19 protein-coding genes and 1 tRNA gene are annotated in these 17,580 nt (G+C 58.7%); 3 read left to right on the top strand and 17 right to left on the bottom strand.

The genetic code is table 11. The features are described from left to right. The 3 genes from gcvT to BMX59_RS20690 all read left to right on the top strand — a co-directional run bounded on the left by gcvT (position 1) and on the right by BMX59_RS20690 (position 2,318). A complete protein-coding gene (gene gcvT, locus BMX59_RS20700) occupies positions 1–1,125 on the top strand; it encodes a glycine cleavage system aminomethyltransferase GcvT (protein WP_093125244.1) in 1,125 nt (374 codons plus the stop codon). Positions 1,126–1,517: 392 nt separating this feature from the next. After that, positions 1,518–1,733: a cold-shock protein gene (locus BMX59_RS20695; RefSeq protein ID WP_071496541.1), complete on the top strand. Its 216-nt coding sequence runs from the start codon at positions 1,518–1,520 to the stop codon at positions 1,731–1,733. Between the two features lie 96 nt (positions 1,734–1,829). After that, on the top strand, positions 1,830–2,318 hold the full coding sequence (locus tag BMX59_RS20690) for an RDD family protein (protein WP_071489399.1): 489 nt from the start codon (positions 1,830–1,832) through the stop codon (positions 2,316–2,318). A gap of 4 nt (positions 2,319–2,322) precedes the next feature. On the opposite strand, the gene nadA is transcribed toward BMX59_RS20690, so the two are convergent. The 17 genes from nadA to aspS all read right to left on the bottom strand — a co-directional run bounded on the left by nadA (position 2,323) and on the right by aspS (position 17,479). Then, positions 2,323–3,381 carry a quinolinate synthase NadA gene (gene nadA / locus BMX59_RS20685; RefSeq protein ID WP_060754176.1) on the bottom strand — a complete coding sequence of 353 codons (1,059 nt, stop codon included), beginning with the start codon at positions 3,379–3,381 and terminating at the stop codon, positions 2,323–2,325. A 241-nt stretch (positions 3,382–3,622) separates the two neighbouring features. After that, positions 3,623–4,909 carry an OmpP1/FadL family transporter gene (locus tag BMX59_RS20680; protein ID WP_092246886.1) on the bottom strand — a complete coding sequence of 429 codons (1,287 nt, stop codon included), beginning with the start codon at positions 4,907–4,909 and terminating at the stop codon, positions 3,623–3,625. A 317-nt stretch (positions 4,910–5,226) separates the two neighbouring features. Continuing rightward, positions 5,227–5,302: transfer RNA gene (locus BMX59_RS20675), tRNA-Lys, on the bottom strand. A 63-nt stretch (positions 5,303–5,365) separates the two neighbouring features. Continuing rightward, complete coding sequence (queC, locus tag BMX59_RS20670; protein ID WP_071489524.1) at positions 5,366–6,040, bottom strand: 7-cyano-7-deazaguanine synthase QueC; 675 nt, start codon at positions 6,038–6,040, stop codon at positions 5,366–5,368. Between the two features lie 16 nt (positions 6,041–6,056). Then, positions 6,057–6,704 (bottom strand): 7-carboxy-7-deazaguanine synthase QueE, encoded by a 648-nt coding sequence (gene queE / locus BMX59_RS20665; RefSeq protein ID WP_058423265.1) that lies wholly within the window; start codon positions 6,702–6,704, stop codon positions 6,057–6,059. A 165-nt stretch (positions 6,705–6,869) separates the two neighbouring features. Continuing rightward, positions 6,870–7,700 (bottom strand): tol-pal system protein YbgF, encoded by an 831-nt coding sequence (ybgF, locus tag BMX59_RS20660; RefSeq protein ID WP_071489396.1) that lies wholly within the window; start codon positions 7,698–7,700, stop codon positions 6,870–6,872. A gap of 6 nt (positions 7,701–7,706) precedes the next feature. Then, positions 7,707–8,207, bottom strand: a complete 501-nt coding sequence (pal, locus tag BMX59_RS20655; RefSeq protein ID WP_003209827.1) for a peptidoglycan-associated lipoprotein Pal — start codon at positions 8,205–8,207, stop codon at positions 7,707–7,709. A gap of 55 nt (positions 8,208–8,262) precedes the next feature. After that, on the bottom strand, positions 8,263–9,543 hold the full coding sequence (tolB, locus tag BMX59_RS20650; protein ID WP_071489395.1) for a Tol-Pal system beta propeller repeat protein TolB: 1,281 nt from the start codon (positions 9,541–9,543) through the stop codon (positions 8,263–8,265). Between the two features lie 17 nt (positions 9,544–9,560). Then, on the bottom strand, positions 9,561–10,634 hold the full coding sequence (gene tolA / locus BMX59_RS20645) for a cell envelope integrity protein TolA (RefSeq protein WP_034109149.1): 1,074 nt from the start codon (positions 10,632–10,634) through the stop codon (positions 9,561–9,563). Further along, positions 10,634–11,086 carry a protein TolR gene (tolR, locus tag BMX59_RS20640; protein WP_161793227.1) on the bottom strand — a complete coding sequence of 151 codons (453 nt, stop codon included), beginning with the start codon at positions 11,084–11,086 and terminating at the stop codon, positions 10,634–10,636. The genes tolA and tolR overlap by 1 nt, the downstream gene beginning before the upstream one ends. A gap of 23 nt (positions 11,087–11,109) precedes the next feature. Then, positions 11,110–11,805, bottom strand: coding sequence for a protein TolQ (gene tolQ / locus BMX59_RS20635; protein WP_015885609.1), 696 nt, complete (start codon positions 11,803–11,805; stop codon positions 11,110–11,112). A gap of 1 nt (position 11,806) precedes the next feature. Continuing rightward, entirely contained in the window at positions 11,807–12,262 is a 456-nt protein-coding gene (gene ybgC / locus BMX59_RS20630; RefSeq protein ID WP_093125237.1) for a tol-pal system-associated acyl-CoA thioesterase, read from the bottom strand. A 139-nt stretch (positions 12,263–12,401) separates the two neighbouring features. Next, a complete protein-coding gene (gene ruvB / locus BMX59_RS20625) occupies positions 12,402–13,460 on the bottom strand; it encodes a Holliday junction branch migration DNA helicase RuvB (RefSeq protein ID WP_003193867.1) in 1,059 nt (352 codons plus the stop codon). Continuing rightward, positions 13,461–14,072 carry a Holliday junction branch migration protein RuvA gene (ruvA, locus tag BMX59_RS20620; protein ID WP_003175802.1) on the bottom strand — a complete coding sequence of 204 codons (612 nt, stop codon included), beginning with the start codon at positions 14,070–14,072 and terminating at the stop codon, positions 13,461–13,463. It lies immediately after the preceding gene. 66 nt (positions 14,073–14,138) lie between these two features. Further along, positions 14,139–14,663 (bottom strand): crossover junction endodeoxyribonuclease RuvC, encoded by a 525-nt coding sequence (ruvC, locus tag BMX59_RS20615; RefSeq protein WP_016975450.1) that lies wholly within the window; start codon positions 14,661–14,663, stop codon positions 14,139–14,141. A gap of 157 nt (positions 14,664–14,820) precedes the next feature. Further along, positions 14,821–15,567, bottom strand: a complete 747-nt coding sequence (locus BMX59_RS20610; RefSeq protein WP_071489392.1) for a YebC/PmpR family DNA-binding transcriptional regulator — start codon at positions 15,565–15,567, stop codon at positions 14,821–14,823. Between the two features lie 136 nt (positions 15,568–15,703). Further along, on the bottom strand, positions 15,704–17,479 hold the full coding sequence (gene aspS / locus BMX59_RS20605; RefSeq protein WP_071489391.1) for an aspartate--tRNA ligase: 1,776 nt from the start codon (positions 17,477–17,479) through the stop codon (positions 15,704–15,706). Between the last annotated feature and the right edge of the window lie 101 nt (positions 17,480–17,580).

Below are 17,580 nucleotides of genomic sequence, written 5' to 3'. Positions count from 1 at the left end.
ATGTCCACCGAAACCCTGTTGAAAACCCCTCTGCACGCCCTGCACCTCGAACTGGGCGCACGCATGGTGCCCTTCGCCGGCTACGACATGCCGGTGCAATACCCACTGGGCGTGATGAAGGAACACCTGCACACCCGTGATCAAGCCGGTTTGTTCGACGTGTCCCACATGGGCCAGATCCGCCTCACCGGCGCCAACGCTGCCAAGGCCCTGGAAACCCTGGTGCCGGTCGACATCATCGACCTGCCGGTGGGCATGCAGCGCTACGCGATGTTCACCAATGAGCAAGGCGGCATTCTCGATGACCTGATGGTGGCGAACCTGGGTAACGACGAACTGTTCCTGGTGGTCAATGCCGCCTGCAAGGATCAGGACCTCGCGCACCTGCGCCAACACATCGGCGACCAGTGCACCATCGAGCCGCTCTTCGAAGAGCGTGCGTTGCTGGCGCTGCAGGGCCCGGCCGCGGTCAAGGTGCTGGCGCGCCTGGCACCGGAAGTCACCAAGATGACCTTCATGCAATTCGCCGCCCTGCGCCTGCTGGGCGTGGACTGCTATGTCAGCCGTTCGGGCTATACCGGTGAAGACGGCTTCGAAATCTCCGTACCTGCGGCCAATGCCGAAAGCCTGGCGCGCAGCCTGCTGGCCGAGACCGAAGTACAGGCCATCGGCCTGGGTGCCCGCGATTCGTTGCGCCTGGAAGCCGGCTTGTGCCTCTACGGCCACGACATGAACACCGACACCACCCCCATCGAGGCCAGCCTGTTGTGGGCTATCTCGAAGGCCCGCCGTGCCGACGGTGCACGTGCCGGTGGCTTCCCTGGCGCCGACCAGATCTTCACCCAGCAGCAAACCGGCGTGAGCCGCAAACGTGTAGGCCTGCTGCCACAGGAGCGCACACCCGTGCGTGAAGGCGCGGAAATTGTCGACGCAGACGGCACCGTGATCGGCAGTGTGTGCAGCGGTGGTTTCGGCCCGACCCTCGGCGGCCCGCTCGCCATGGGTTACCTGGACAGCGCTTTTATTGCACTGGATACCGAAGTCTCTGCGCTGGTGCGTGGGAAAAAGGTGCCACTTCGTGTAAGTAAAATGCCATTTGTGCCACAACGTTACTATCGTGGCTGATTGACTGTTTCTATAAGTAACGAGGTTGCGTTAACGTGCACTAATCTGTAACGCAACCGCCATAAAACAGTGCACTTCCGATAGTCTTTTATAGAGGGTTCAACCTATAACAAGTGACCAACTCTATCGAATAAGTCAGTTCCACACTGTTCAACCAAGTGTCATGAGCCCCAGCAAAACCTGGGCTTTTGGCAGGGCTTGTTTTTTCTCTATTAGTTGGCGTAGAGTTTGCCCACTGTGTTTGCATGGGTCGCTTGGAACCTGGACCTGGGCAGTAGCTGAAGAAGTCCGCTACAACCCGTTCGACGTCTCTTACTTTCCTGCAACCCAGCCCAGTACTCTTTCATGCGAAAGGGGCTGTCATTAATTTTTAGCGTCAAGGAAATAAGAAAATGGCTGAACGTCAGAGCGGTACCGTCAAGTGGTTTAACGACGAGAAAGGGTTTGGTTTTATCACTCCAGAAAGCGGTCCGGATCTGTTCGTGCATTTCCGCGCTATTCAGGGCAACGGCTTCAAGAGCCTGAAAGAAGGCCAGAAAGTGACATTCGTTGCTGTGCAAGGCCAGAAGGGCATGCAGGCTGACGAAGTACAAGCAGAAAACCACTGAGTTCTTCTGCGACAAAAAGCCCCTGATGGTGACATCAGGGGCTTTTTTATGTGCATTTGCTCGTAAAATGGCTTTTTTTCATAAGAGAGCCCTGCCATGTCGAAACCCCTGCTGAGCCCGCAAGGCGAATTCCCCGCCGTTGGCCTGGGCCGTCGCCTGGCAGCGATGTTCTATGATTTCCTGCTATGCACCGCACTGCTGATCGTCACCGCGTTTATCTACAAGCTGATCTGGATCGCGTTTGTCGGTGAAGCCAGGATGCGCACCCTCACCGAATCCGGCGCGCTGGACGGCGACCCGTTGTTGTCGACGATTCTATTGTTTGTGCTGTTCGGCTTCTTTGCCAAGTTCTGGACCCATTCCGGGCAGACCCTGGGCATGCAGGTGTGGGGCGTACGCGTGCAGAACGCTGACGGCTCGCGGATCAGCCTGTGGCAGGCGTTGCTGCGCTTCGTGGTGTCGATTGCGTCGTGGTTGTGCGTAGGGCTGGGGTTTATCTGGTCGCTGTTTGATAAACGCAAACGCAGCTGGCATGACATCTATTCCGACAGCCAGCTGGTTCGTATCCCCAAACAGAAAAAGTAGCGACTCAGGCGTTACCCGCCAGCTTCAAGCGCGCGGCCTGGGTAAAGTCCAACATGCGCTTGAGCGGACGCACAGCCTGCGGGATCACCGAAGGCTCGACGAATATCTCGTTACTGCCTTCACGCAGGCACTGCAACGTGCGCTCCAGCGTGTTCATTGCCATCCATGGACAATGCGCGCAACTGCGGCACGCCGCACCATTGCCGGCGGTAGGCGCCTCGACGAAGACCTTGTCCGGGCACAGTTGCTGCATCTTGTAGAAGATGCCGCGGTCGGTCGCGACGATAAAGGTTTTATTCGGCAGGCGTTGGGCCGCGGCAATCAGCTGGCTGGTCGAGCCTACGGCATCCGCCAGTTCGATCACCGATGTCGGCGATTCCGGATGCACCAGGATGGCCGCATCCGGGTACAGCGCTTTCATGTCTTCCAACTGCTTGGATTTGAATTCTTCGTGGACGATGCAGGCGCCGTCCCATAGCAGCATATCTGCACCGGTCTGGCGCTGGATGTAAGTGCCCAGGTGTTTGTCCGGCCCCCAGATGATCGTCTCGCCGTTGTCCATCAGGCTTTCGACGATTTCCAGCGCGCAGCTTGACGTCACCACCCAATCCGCCCGGGCTTTGACCGCCGCCGAGGTGTTGGCATACACCACCACGGTGCGTTCGGGATGCTGGTCGCAGAACGCCGAGAACTCATCGACGGGGCAGCCCAGGTCCAGGGAGCAGGTTGCTTCCAGGGTGGGCATGAGGATACGTTTTTCAGGGGTGAGGATCTTGGCGGTCTCGCCCATGAAACGCACACCGGCGACCAACACGGTCTTGGCCGGGTGAGCGGCGCCGAAGCGCGCCATTTCCAGGGAGTCAGAGACACAGCCACCGGTTTCTTCGGCCAGGGCCTGGATCACCGGGTCACAGTAGAAGTGGGCAACCAGCACCGCATCCTGAGCCTTGAGCTCGGCGGCGATGGCAGTGCGCAGGCTCGCCTCTTCATCGGCGCTGAGGGCCTTGGGCTGCTTGGCGTCGAGGTGGGCTTGAACCAGAAGGCGTTCGGAAATTTGCGTCATGTTCGCAAGACCTGCAGGCGCAGTTGCGCGAAAGTCGAGTGTACCACCGGCTCTGGAGCCCTTCGGGCGCCGCCGGACGAAGTGATTGTGTTCATCAAGCACGGGTTAAGGTGAAGCTCGGCAAGGCTACAGAATATCGAATGGTTTCAAAAGCCTAATCTGGTGTTCGCCTGCGCCTGCGTCGGGCAAAAAAAACGGGAAGCCCCACATGGGCTTCCCGTATTTACCGCCGGTTTTTTTATCAAAAACGGTATGTCACCGAGCCACCGAACCCGTTGGCACTGTTTTCATATTTGGCATCGTAAGTCAGGCCAACCTGGGAAAGGTTCTGCCGCACCTTGATCGGTTCTTCCTTGAGGTAGGAATACGCCACATCGAAGGTCAGGTTATCGACGGGCGTCCAGCCAGCACCCAAGCTGAAAACAGTGCGGTCCCCCGTAGGAATTCGAACGGAGCGGTCGGTGTTGTTGGTAGGCGTCTGGTCCACCGAGAAACCTGTCCGCAGTACGAGTTCTTTGTTGACGCGATAGGCCGCACCAATGGCATGGGACCAGGTGTCATGCCAATGCTGTTGTTCGGTGATCGAGCCCAGGCCACCGAATTGAGCGGTGAGGTCGGAGACCCCGTCGTTGTTGATGGTGATCTTCTTCAACTGGCTCCAACGGGTGTAGGTGCTGCCGAGGTACAAGGTCCAGTCATCATTGAGTTGATGGGTTACCGAGAAATCCACCGAAGAGGGCGTAGTCACATCCAGGCTGGCGTCATACTTTTGTGGCCCACCGTCGAAGGCATCGGAGATCAAACCGGACGCGTGGGTCTTGCCGCTGAGGTGGTAGACCACCTGCGAGTGATAGGTCACACCGATGCGCGTACTTTCAAGGGGCTGCACCAGGAGACCGGCATTGAACCCGGTGGCGTTGTCGTCGCCTTTGACCTTCACGCTTTCGCCGGCTCCGCCACCCAGCGGCACATTGGAATCCAGCTCGCCACTGATGCGATTGAAGGTCGGGCCAAAGCCCACCGACACTTTGTCGTTGAAGGCATAGCTGACCGTCGGCTGCACGGTGATGACCTGGACCTTGCTCTTGTTGCCAAAGCCATTGCCCTGGAAGCTGTGCTCATAGTCGGTCACCAGGCCGAACGGCGCGTAGATACCCAGGCCGAACGCCCAGTGCTCATCAATGGGCGTGACCAGGTACCCCATCGGCACGGCAATGCCGGGCACCATGTCGCCCTTATTGGTGCCTGGGTTGTTGGCACCGAACTGCGAGGAACTGGCGTCCTTGATGTTGGATTTGGCATCGAGGTAAGTCGCGCCGAGGCTGACTTCATTCTGTTTCAGACGCGACATGCCGGCGGGGTTGCCGAACACCGTGCTGGCGTCTTCGGCGGAGGAGGAACGACCGGCGTAGCCCGTGCCCATTGAACTGATGCTTTGTTCATTGAGCGCGAAACCACCGGCGAACAACGGGGTTGAGGCAAGGGAAACGGCGAGCGCCAAGGCGCCTTTAAGAGTTTTGTTATTCATTATTAGGACTCGAATTGTGGGGCAGCGATGGGGAAGCTACCAACGTTCGAGCGGCCGGTTTATGAAGAGTTTTTCATGCGCAGGATTGTCGGACAATTCTATGCATTTCAAAGACTTTGCCTGTTTTTTCGTTTCCAGTAATGACCTTGAAACCCGATTGTGACCCACGGGTTTCGGCGATAGCGTCAGCCTCGCGCAGACGCAAAAAAGCCCCAGGCTTTTCGTTGGCCTGGGGCTGTCGGGTTTTCAGGCAGGCAAAAAAAAACCCGGAAATCCTCACTTGCGTGGGCCTTCCGGATTTTCTAAACCGCCAAAAATGGTGGGTCGTGTGGGATTCGAACCTACGACCAATTGGTTAAAAGCCAACTGCTCTACCAACTGAGCTAACGACCCGCTGTGTGGTGGCGCGTATAATACTGATTTCTAAGGATTATTCAACACCTTATTTGAAATAAATCAGAAATAACGCGTTGGGTCAGTAATTCCGGCGGCTTGGAAGCCTTCTGCACGCAGTCTGCAGCTGTCGCATTTCCCACAAGCACGGCCGTCATCGTCTGCCTGATAGCAGGAAACAGTCAGCGAATAATCGACGCCAAGTCCTACGCCTGCCTTCACGATGTCAGCCTTGCTCAGGTTTTGCAGCGGCGCCAGGATACGGAAGCCCTGCCCTTCTACACCGGCCTTTGTCGCCAGGTTGGCCATGCGTTCGAACGACTCGACGAACTCCGGACGGCAGTCAGGGTAACCTGAATAATCCACCGCGTTGACGCCGATGAAAATGTCGCGAGCGTGAAGTACCTCTGCCCAGCCAAGCGCCAGGGACAGGAACACCGTGTTACGTGCCGGCACGTAGGTCACCGGGATGCCTTCACCGGGGGTTTCTGGCACATCGATGCTGCTGTCGGTCAGTGCTGAGCCGCCGATGCCGTTGAGGTTCAGGCCAATCACCTTGTGTTCGACCACGCCCATGTCGCGGGCGACGCGGGCCGCAGCGTTCAACTCGGCACGGTGACGCTGGCCGTAGTCGAAGCTCATGGTGTAGCAGCTGTAGCCTTGCGCCTGCGCCATGGCAACCACCGTGGCGGAGTCGAGGCCGCCGGACAGCAGGATTACCGCGCGTTTTTGATCCATGGTGTGTTCAGTCATATCAGCGTCCTGGCTCGTCGTTCCAAAGGTATTTATGCAACTGCAATTGCAGGCGCACCGGCAGATTGTCCGCAACCACCCAATCGGCGAGGTCACGTGCATTCAGGTCATGGTGGCTTGGTGAGAACAGCACTTCGCCTGCACGGCGGTCCAGCCCGTATTGAATCAGCTTGGAGTTCGCCCAGTCGTAGTCGTCACGCGAACAGATGACGAACTTGACCTGGTCGTTGGCCGTCAACAGCTCGATGTTCTCGTAGCGGTTGCGATGCGATTCCTTGGAATCGGGGGTCTTGAGGTCGACTACCCGGCTTACGCGGGGGTCAACTGCAGAGATATCCAAGGCGCCACTGGTTTCCAGGGAGACCTCGTAACCGGCGTCACACAGCTGCTTGAGCAATGGGATGGCATTTGGCTGGGCCAGCGGCTCACCGCCGGTCACACAAACGTAGCGCGGCTTGTAGCCGGCAACCTGCTCCAGGATGTCATCGAGGGTGCGCACCGTGCCACCACTGAAGGCGTAGGCGCTGTCGCAGTACTGGCAACGCAAGGGGCAACCGGTCAGGCGCACAAATACTGTGGGCAGGCCGGCCGTCCGCGTTTCACCCTGCAACGAGTAAAAAACTTCGGTAATACGTAATGTGTCTTGCATAGTCGCCACGGGCGTAACAGCTAAACAGGCTGTCCGCCTCCGTCAGGCACTTTGAGGGACCCCGCCAACGCGTAGACCCCAAAAAGCGTGTTTCATAAAAGGGCGTGGATTCTAACGAAAAAACCCGCGCCAGGCGCGGGTTTCTTCTAAACGGGCAAACATCGCTTACAAGCGCTGCAAGTCCCGTTGGGCCAACTGGGCAGCGGAAGTCCCGGGATACTGGGCCACCACCTGTTGCAGAATGCCTTTGACCTTGTCGGTATGACCCAGGCGGCGTTCTACGTCAGCGAGTTTGTACAGCGAGTCCGGCACCTTGGCGTGCTTGGGGTACAGCTGGCTGACCTTGGCAAATGCCTGGCCCGCGCCCTGTAGGTCACCCTTTGCCAGGTTGACTTCACCTAACCAGTATTGGGCGTTGCCCGCATATTGGCTGTTCGGGTATTTACGCAGGAAAGCGGTAAAGGCCTGGCTGGCCTTGTCGAAATCCTTGGCTTTGATCAGGTCGAAGGCTGCATCGTAATACAGCTTTTCCTTCGCCGGATCACCCGGTTCGCTGCTCGCGGCAGGGGCTTGGCTGGCAGCCGCCCCTGCTGCTGCACCGGCAGCAGCGCTAGGCGCGCCACCGGCAGGAGAATTATCAGGAGTTGCGGCAGGTTGAACGCCGGCTCCAATACGTTGATCAAGATCCTTGTAACGCTCCAGGCCTTCTTGCTTGAGCTGGTTCACCTGGTTTTGCAGTACCTCAATAGCGCCTTGCTGCTGCGCGATTTGATCCTGCATGCGTTGCAATTGGTTGAACAGTTCGCCCTGTGCCGAGGGAGCGGACGTAGCCGCTCCCCCCGCATAGGCGCCGTTCGTGCCATAACCCGCTGGCGGATAACTGCTCCCGCTATTGTTATAGCCAGAGTTGCTATCTTCCACAGGAACCGCAGCCCACACCGCAAGCGGTGCGAGGCTGAGAGCCAATACAGTCAGAGCACGACGGCACGTTCGCATGACGAATTACTTACGCAGTTCGACGCGACGGTTTTGAGCCCAGGACTGCTCGTCGTGGCCAGTAGCAACTGGACGCTCTTTACCGTAGGAAACCAGTTCCAGTTGGCCTGGAGCAACACCTTGCAGTACCAGGTAGCGCTGAACGGCTTTCGCACGACGCTCGCCCAGTGCCATGTTGTACTCACGAGTACCACGTTCGTCAGTGTTACCTTCCAGAACAACGCGAGCGCCGTTAGCTTTCAGGTCCTTCGCGTGAACGTCCAGAGCGCGCATGGCTTCTGGTTTCAGGTCCGAACTGTCGTATTCGAAGTAGAAAGTGGTGATAGCGCGCAGAGCAGCTTCTTCGCTCAGGGAGCCGTCAACCGCACCAGTGTTAGCGCCGTAACCAGCGTTTGGATCAACAGCTGCGCCTTCACCGGCATTGTCGCCGCCTTTAGACGAGCAACCAACGGCTACGGACAGAGCCAGAGCCAGAGCAGCAAACTTACCAAACTTCAGCATTTCCATCGTGAAACTCCTAATGAACCCCAGTGTGTTAAGCAAATCTTTTTGTAGCGCCGCGTCAGTTCAGGTAAGGGGACCAGGATGGTTCTCTGACTTCGCCTTGTGCGGTAGGAAGCGGGAGCCTTACGCGTCCATTAATGGACACGAGCATCAAGACTCCCCGGCCCTGCTGGCGGGTGGCGTAGATTACCATGGTGCCGTTGGGCGCAACAGTGGCTGACTCATCAAGGTTGGTATCTGTAAGGATTTTTACGGTTCCGCGCTGCAAATCCTGGGCCGCAACCCGGAAATTAGTGAAACCATCCTGACGGTGAATCATCACCAACGTCTTTTCATCAGCCGAAAGCTTAGGGTTGGCGTTGTAGTTACCGATAAAAGTAACGCGCTCTGCACCACCACCATTCACATTCGCCTTATAGACCTGTGGCTTGCCGCCACGGTCAGAGGTGAAGTAGATGGTCGAACCATCCTTGCCCCAGAACGGTTCGGTATTGATACCTGGGCCGCTGGTTGCGCGAGTGATCTGGCGTGAAGCCATGTTCATCACGTAGATGTCCGGGTTGCCGTCTTTAGACAGCACGAACGCCAGGCGCGAACCATCCGGTGACCAAGCCGGCGCACCGTTGAGGCCTTCGAAGTTGGTGATCTGCTCACGACGGCCAGTATCAATGTGCTGGACGAAGATACGCGGACGCTTCTGCTCGAAAGACACGTAGGCAATACGCTTGCCGTCCGGCGCGAAACGCGGCGACAGGATTGGCTCACGGGATTGCAGCAAGGTCACAGCGCGAGCACCGTCGTAGTCCGAACGCTGCAAGGTGTAACGAGTGTTGTCTACGGAGAAACGCTCAGCCGTTACATACAGAAGACGCGTCGAGAAAGCCCCCTTGATACCGGTGAGTTTTTCGAACGACTGGTCCGAGATGTAGTGGGCCATGTCGCGGATCTGCTCGGCCGTGCCCGAGACGCTGCCGGTCAAGACCTGCTGCTCGGTCGCCACGTTGAACAAGGCGTAGGTGATTTGCAGACGACCACCGGCCGGCGTGATATTGCCGACCATCAGGTACTGCGCGCCCACTGCTTTCCAGTCACGGAAGATGACTTCGCTGGCCTGGGTAGGCTGGCTGATCATGTTGCCTTTCGGAATCGGTGCGTAATAGCCGGAGTTGCGCAGGTCATCACTGACAATCTGGGCCATGTCGTCCGGCAGCACGCTGCCGCCCTGCCAGCCGAACGGTACTACCGCGATCGGAGTGGCCCGATCACTACCGCTGGTAACCAGGATGTTCTTTTCATCCGCCGCCGCTATCCCTGCCATACAGCAAATAACGACAAGCATTCCTCGAAGAAGGTTTCTCACAAGGCTAGATCCTCAGGTGTGAATGTCATCTTGAATGAACGATAGGGAGCGAAGTCGCTTGGTTTCATTCCCTGCATCTCGGTCAACCGGCCAATGTTCTTGACTGCGGCAACCGCCGAACTGTCGAACGAACCGTCACCACTGGACTTGGCCACGCTGACCGAAGTCACCGTACCGTCCGGCAACATGCCGATCTGCAGCACTACTGTCATGCCTTTGCGCGCCGAAGGTGGACGTGTCCAGCCTTCCGCTGCCCGTGCCCGAATCAGATCGTCGAAACTGCCCGCGACTTCATCACCACGTTCATCGGCCAAGGCTTGCTGACGCTGCGGCGTGTCGGAGAGCAAATCTGCCAAGGCCTGGGCCTTCTTCTCTTCGGCGGATTTGCGCGCTGCTTCCTGGGCCTTTTTCTTCTGGGCGTCGGCGGCAGCTTTCTTCTTCGCGTCGTCGGCGACTTTTTTCTTCGCCTCGTCTGCTTCAGCTTTTTTCTTGGCGTCTTCGGCGGCTTTTTTCTTCGCGTCTTCGACTATTTTCTTCTTGGCGTCTTCAGCGGCCTTTTTCTTGGCCTCTTCTTCGGCAGCCTTCTTGGCTTCTTCTTCAGATTTCTTCTTGGCTATATCAGCCAATTGTTTCTCTTCGGCCTTTTTCGCTTCGGCAGCTTTCTCGGCTTTCTTGGCTTCATCAGCCTTTTTCGCCTCGTCAGCCTTCTTGGCTTCGTCAGCCTTTTTCGATTCCTCGGCCTTTTGAGCCGCCTCTTCTTTCTTTTGTTCCGCAGCCGCCTTCACCGCTTCCTGCTCGACCTTCTTCTGTTCCATCTGTTCGACTTCAGTCTGGCGCGCAGCCGACTTCTGGGCTTCACCCGCAATCTTCTGATTGGTCTGGGTGGTGGCCTGGCTTTTCGACTTCAGCTGATACAGGGTCGCCTGCACGATCGGCTTGGCTGGCGGCAGGTCCGGGGTCATGGCGAAGCTGACGAACAGCATGCCAAACACCAGGACATGCAGCGCAATCGCCCAGACGCTAGGCCAGAAGTAGCTTTCCGAGGCGGACGGCTCTCGCTGTTGCTGCATCAGGGCGCCTCGGTAATCAAGCCAACGTTACCCACGCCGGCCTTCTGCAGCCCGCCCATGGCGCCCATGACGGAGCCGTAGTCGACCGATTTGTCGCCACGGATGAACACCTGGGTGTGCTTGCCGCCTTCGTTGCCGGAGCGAATGATCTTGGTCACTGCATCGGTCATCGCAGGCAAGGTGAGCGCCTTGTCTTGCTGCTTCTGCGTGTCGACTTCGCTGCCAAGGTTCCAGTAATAGGTCTTGTCAGCCTTGATCGAAATGGTCAGGACTTGAGTGTTGTTGTCTTGCGGCAAGGCTTCACTGGAAACCTTGGGCAAATCAACCTTCACGCCCTGGTTGAGCATCGGCGCGGTCACCATGAAGATAACCAGCAGCACCAGCATCACGTCGATGTAAGGCACTACGTTCATCTCGGCGACCGGCTTGCGCTTTTTGCGAGCTCGAGCGATTAAAGCCATTGGGAATTACCTGCTTATTCTTCGCTGGTGTGCACTTTACGGTGCAGGATCGCCTGGAACTCGTCGGCGAAGGTGTAGTAACGACCGATCAACGTTTCGCTGGTAGCAGCGAAGCGGTTGTAGGCGATTACTGCGGGGATAGCGGCAAACAGGCCGATCGCGGTGGCGATCAGGGCCTCGGCGATACCCGGCGCCACGGTGGCCAGTGTCGCTTGCTGGGCCTGGGCCAGGCCACGGAAGGAGTTCATGATCCCCCACACGGTACCGAACAGACCGATGTACGGGCTCACGGAGCCGACGGTGGCGAGGAACGGCAGGCTTTGCTCAAGCTTTTCTTCTTCGCGGGAAATGGCCACGCGCATGGCACGGGCCACACCTTCCATCACCGCTTCCGGGTCAACGCCTGGCTGCTGGCGCAGACGGGAGAATTCCTTGAAGCCGGCGCGGAAGATCTGCTCGACGCCCGAGTCCGGGTCCGGGTTGCTGCCGGCCTGGCGGTACAGCTTGGACAGGTCGATACCCGACCAGAAGCGCTCTTCAAAGCTCTCCAGGGCACGTCGACCGGCACGCAGCAGGTTGCTGCGCTGAAAAATCATGACCCAAGAGGTAACCGATGCGGCTACCAGGGTCAGCATGACCAGTTGAACCACAACACTGGCATTGCTGACCAGGCTCCACATGGAGGAATGGTCGACGACGGTAGGTTCCACGCTAAATCTCCTGCTTTGATTGTTTACCCGCGCCGCTTACGTCGGCAAAGGCCGCACATAGAGCTTCGGGAATGGCCCGGGGTTTCAAGCTATTGGTGCGCACACAGGCCACCAGGAACTGCCCCTCACAGAGCAGCGTTGCATCCGTTGCCCGCCTGACCTGCTGCTTGAAACGCAGGCTGACACGGTTCAATTCGATTACTTCAGCGCTGACCAACAATTCGTCGTCCAGCCGCGCCGGCGCGTGATACCGCGCCTCGCTGGAGTGCACGACGAATAACAGGTCCTCCCCTGCCAGCTCGGACTGGGCAAAGCCCAGCTCCCGTAGCCGCTCGGTTCGAGCCCGCTCCATGAACTTGAGGTAATTGACGTAATACACGATGCCGCCGGCATCGGTGTCCTCGTAATAAACGCGACAGCGATGTGCGAACGACTGATCCCCGTTTTGCGCGCGCATACTCTAGTGCTTACTCCTCAGGTTGCCAATCCGGCTGGGCAACTGTTTTTTCATTGTCTGAAACATTTCTAACGACTGAATGACGACACCAGCCACTAGGACAGCACAAACCTCGGATAAATCGACTGGCTATAGGTTTTTAATCGTCCACTGCATCGAGGAATTCGTCTACTACGGGCATCTCGCCCAATCGTGACGGAATGTTTAACCCAAAGTGCAGATAGGCGTGACGCGTCACCACCCTGCCCCTTGGCGTGCGCATGATGTAGCCCTGCTGGATCAGGTACGGTTCCAACACATCCTCAATGGTGTGGCGCTCTTCACTGATGGCCGCCGCCAGGCTGTCGACGCCCACCGGGCCACCGTCGAACTTCTCGATCATGGTCAGGAGCAGACGTCGATCCTGGTGATCGAAGCCGTGCTCATCCACGTCCAGCAGGTTCAAGGCCAGGTCGGCCACGGCCTTGGTGATGTGCCCCTTGGCCCGCACCTCGGCAAAGTCTCGCACGCGTCGCAGCAGGCGGTTGGCGATCCGCGGCGTGCCGCGGGCCCGACGGGCGATTTCAAACGCGCCTTCCGGGTCCAGCGGCAAGCCGAGAATGCTCGCCGAACGGCTGACAATGGTCGCCAGATCAGCCGTGCTATAGAACTCTAGACGTTGAACAATGCCGAAACGGTCTCGCAGTGGGTTGGTCAGCATCCCTGCGCGGGTTGTAGCGCCGACCAGCGTGAACGGCGGCAGGTCGAGCTTGATCGAGCGGGCGGCCGGGCCTTCGCCGATCATGATGTCGAGCTGGAAGTCTTCCATGGCCGGGTACAACACTTCTTCGACGATCGGGGATAACCGATGGATCTCGTCGATAAACAGCACATCGTGCGGTTCAAGGTTGGTCAGCAACGCCGCCAGGTCACCCGGACGTTCCAGCACCGGGCCGGAGGTGGACTTGATCGATACGCCCATTTCCTGGGCAATGATGTTGGCCAGGGTGGTCTTGCCCAGGCCCGGTGGGCCGAAGATCAGCGTGTGGTCCAGGGACTCACTGCGCCCACGCGCAGCCTGGATGAACAATTCCATCTGCTCGCGCACGGTGGGCTGGCCAATGTATTCGGCCAGGCTCAGGGGGCGGATGGCGCGGTCCTGGACCTCTTCACGGTCGCGCGGGCCGGTGGCTGCAATCAGACGATCAGCTTCAATCACTTAAATCATTCCCTTCAGGGCGCGGCGGATCATGTCTTCACTGCTCAGGTTCTTGTCCTTGATGGCCGATACGGCCTTGCTGGCTTCCTGGGGTTTGTAACCCAGGGAAATCAGCGCGCTGACCGCATCGCTTTCGGCGCTCGCCACCTGGCCGGCCGGCATGTCCGGCTGGTTCGGTACAAGGGCGAACATGCTCGGTACGACCTCCCAGGCCTTGAAGCGGTCCTTGAGTTCCACCAGCAGGCGCTCGGCGGTCTTCTTGCCGACGCCTGGCACCTTGGTCAGCGCCGAGGTGTCCTGGGCCGAAACGGCACGCACCAGCTCATCCACTTCCAGGCTCGACATCAACGCCAGGGCCAGTTTCGGCCCTACGCCATTCAGGCGGATGAGCTCACGGAAGAAGTCACGGTCACGCTTGCCAATGAAACCATAGAGCAATTGCGCATCTTCACGTACCACCAAGTGAGTATGCAGCGTAATCGGCTCACCGACCGACGGGAGGCGATACAAGGTGGTCATGGGCACTTCCAGCTCATACCCCAACCCATTTACATCCAGAATCAGGTGTGGCGGCTGTTTCTCAGCCAGAGTGCCGCGCAAGCGTCCAATCACGGTTCAGATCCTTAAAGCTAGGGTCAGAGCAGGGCCCGACCGGAAATAACGATTGCGCTGATGCTATCAGAGACGCAGGCGCCCGCCACGACTGCGTGCCGTGCCCAGGCCGTGAGGCAGTAAGCTTGAGCGAGTGTGCGCATGGCAAATGGCAATAGCCAGGGCGTCCGAGGCGTCGATCTGCGGTTTTGAAGTGAGCTTGAGCATATGCATGACCATCATCTGCACCTGCTCTTTGTTCGCCGCGCCGGTGCCGACCACGGCCTGTTTGACCTGGGTGGCGGTGTACTCGGCGATTTCCATGCCCTCCTCGGCGCCGGCAACGATGGCGGCGCCACGGGCCTGGCCAAGCTTCAACGCGGAGTCGGCATTCTTTGCCATGAACACCTTTTCGATACCCATGGTCACCGGCCCGTAGGTCTGGATCACCTCACGCACGCCGCGATAAACGATCTGCAGGCGCTCGGCCAACTCGCCCGCGCCGGTGCGGATGCAGCCCGAAGCCACGTACACGCAGCCACGCGGGGTCTGTTGCACCACGCCAAAACCGGTGATGCGCGAACCGGGGTCGATACCTAGGATTAAAGTCATAACGCCTGCGGGTTGGGTAAGCACATTTTTTGACACAGAGAAGACCCTATGTGGGAGGGGGCTTGCCCCCGATAGCGGTGAATCAGTCGATTTATACGTAACTGACACACTGTCATCGGGGGCAAGCCCCCTCCCACTTTTTGATCTACATCGTCCTTCAGCCTAGCTGTTCGGCTACAGACTCAGGGATGTCGGCGTTGGAATACACGTTCTGCACATCATCCAGGTCTTCGAGCATATCCAGCATCTTCAGCACTTTCTGCGCACCGTCCAGGTCCAGCTCGGCGCTGGTGGTCGGCAGCATCACGATTTCCGCGTCGGTACCTTTGAAACCGGCCGCTTCCAGGGCATTGCGCACCGCATAGAAGCTGGCGAACGAAGTGAACACGTCGATGGAACCGTCTTCGTTGGTCACCACGTCGTCGGCATCCGCCTCCATCGCCGCTTCCATCAGCGCATCTTCATCGGTGCCCGGCGCGAAGGTAATCTGCCCCTTGCGCTCGAACAGGTAGGCCACCGAACCGTCAGTGCCAAGGTTGCCACCACATTTGCTGAATGCATGACGCACAGCGGCGGCAGTACGGTTGCGGTTGTCGGTCATGCACTCGACCATCACGGCCACGCCACCCGGGCCATAGCCTTCGTAGCTCAGCTCGACCATGTCGTCGGTATCGGCAGCGCCGGCACCGCGGGCCACGGCGCGGTCGATGATGTCGCGACTCATGTTCGCGCCAAGGGCCTTGTCCAGCGCCAAGCGCAGACGCGGGTTGGAGCCTGGATCACCCCCACCCTGGCGGGCCGCGACGGTCAGCTCGCGGATCCATTTAGTGAAAATCTTGCCTTTCTTGGCATCCTGACGCTCTTTGCGGTGCTTGATGTTCGCCCACTTGGAATGGCCAGCCATAACACAACTCCAAAAATTCTCTAGAAACCTTATCAATTCCGCCCCAGGCGGAATGCAACCCTTGTAACGCAAAGGCGCATCCGAAGATGCGCCTTTTTTGACTGCGTAAACCTCAGTGCGCTTTCACGCAGCAGCCTTACTCAGCCTTCGGCGTCTCGCGCAGACGGATGTGCAGCTCGCGCAATGCCTTGGCATCCACCACACCTGGCGCCTGGGTCATGACGTCCGCAGCGCTCTGGGTTTTCGGGAAGGCGATCACTTCACGGATCGACTGGGCGCCGGTCATCAGCATCACCAGGCGATCCAGGCCGAACGCCAGGCCACCATGGGGCGGCGCACCGTATTTCAGGGCGTCGAGCAGGAAGCCGAACTTCTCTTCCTGTTCCGCTTCGTTGATGCCCAACAGGCGGAACACCGCTTGCTGCATTTCCTTGCGGTGGATACGGATCGAACCGCCACCCAGCTCGGTACCGTTCAATACCATGTCATACGCGCGGGACAGCGCGCCAGCCGGGTTGGCTTCCAGTTCGGCCGGCGAGCATTTCGGCGCGGTGAACGGGTGGTGCAAGGCGCTGAAGCTACCGTCGTCGTTTTCTTCGAACATCGGGAAGTCAACGACCCACATCGGGGCCCATTCGCAGGTCAGCAGGTTCAAGTCGTGACCCAGCTTGATGCGCAGCGCGCCCAAGGCTTCGCTGACGATCTTGGCCTTGTCGGCGCCGAAGAACACGATATCGCCGTCGACTGCGCCGACGCGATCGAGGATCGCGTTCAGGTTGTCCAGCGGAATGTTCTTCACGATCGGCGATTGCAGGCCGTCAACGCCATTGGCGCGCTCGTTGACCTTGATATACGCCAGGCCCTTGGCACCGTAGATGCCAACGAACTTGGTGTAGTCGTCGATCTGCTTGCGCGGCATGCTCGCGCCGCCAGGCACGCGCAGGGCGGCGATGCGGCATTTAGGGTCGTTGGCCGGGCCGCTGAACACCTTGAAGTCGACTTCTTTGAGTTGGTCAGCCACGTCCACCAGTTCCAGCGGGTTACGCAGGTCTGGCTTGTCGGAACCGTAGCGGCGCATGGCTTCTTCGAAGGTCATGTGCGGGAAGTCGCCGAATTCCAGGCCCAGCACTTCCTTAAACAGGTTGCGGATCATCTGTTCGGTCAGGCCCATGATCTCTTTTTCATCGAGGAAGCTGGTCTCGATGTCGATCTGGGTGAATTCAGGCTGGCGGTCAGCGCGCAGGTCTTCGTCGCGGAAGCACTTGGCGATCTGGTAGTAGCGGTCGAAGCCGGCGACCATCAGCAGTTGCTTGAACAGCTGCGGCGATTGCGGCAGGGCGAAGAACGAACCGGCGTGGGTACGGCTAGGTACCAAGTAGTCGCGCGCGCCTTCCGGGGTGGCCCGGGTCAGGATCGGGGTTTCGACATCGAGGAAGCCGTTTTCGTCGAGGAAACGACGGATGCTGGTGGTCATGCGCGAACGCAGGCGCAGCTTCTCGGCCATTTCCGGACGACGCAGGTCCAGGAAGCGATAGCGCAGGCGGGTTTCTTCGCCCACGTCAGAGTATTCGTTGAGTGGGAACGGCGGGGTTTCCGACTCGTTCAGTACTTCCAGCTCATAGCCCAGCACTTCGATGCCGCCGGACGCCATGTTCTTGTTCACGGCACCCGCCGGACGCAGGCGAACCTTGCCGGTGATCTTCACGACGTATTCGCTGCGCACGCGGTCGGCGGCGGCGAAGCTTTCGGCGCGATCCGGGTCGAACACCACCTGGGCCAGACCATCACGATCACGGATATCGAGGAAGATCACCCCGCCGTGGTCGCGGCGACGGTGAACCCATCCGCAAAGGGTGATTTCCTGACCTTCCAGGGTCTCGTTCAGTTGGCCGCAATAGTGGCTGCGCATCATGGTAGTGGTTTCACTTCTCGTAATTCGAAATTCGGTGGAGGCCTGCCTCGTCACCGTACATTAAAGCAGGGGACGGATAATGCAGGAGCCTGCGCGTAGAG

The sequence above is a fragment of the Pseudomonas sp. NFR09 genome (genome assembly GCF_900111535.1).
Taxonomy (GTDB): Bacteria; Pseudomonadota; Gammaproteobacteria; order Pseudomonadales; family Pseudomonadaceae; genus Aquipseudomonas; species Aquipseudomonas extremorientalis.
This window is presented reverse-complemented; position numbering and strand designations above follow the sequence as displayed.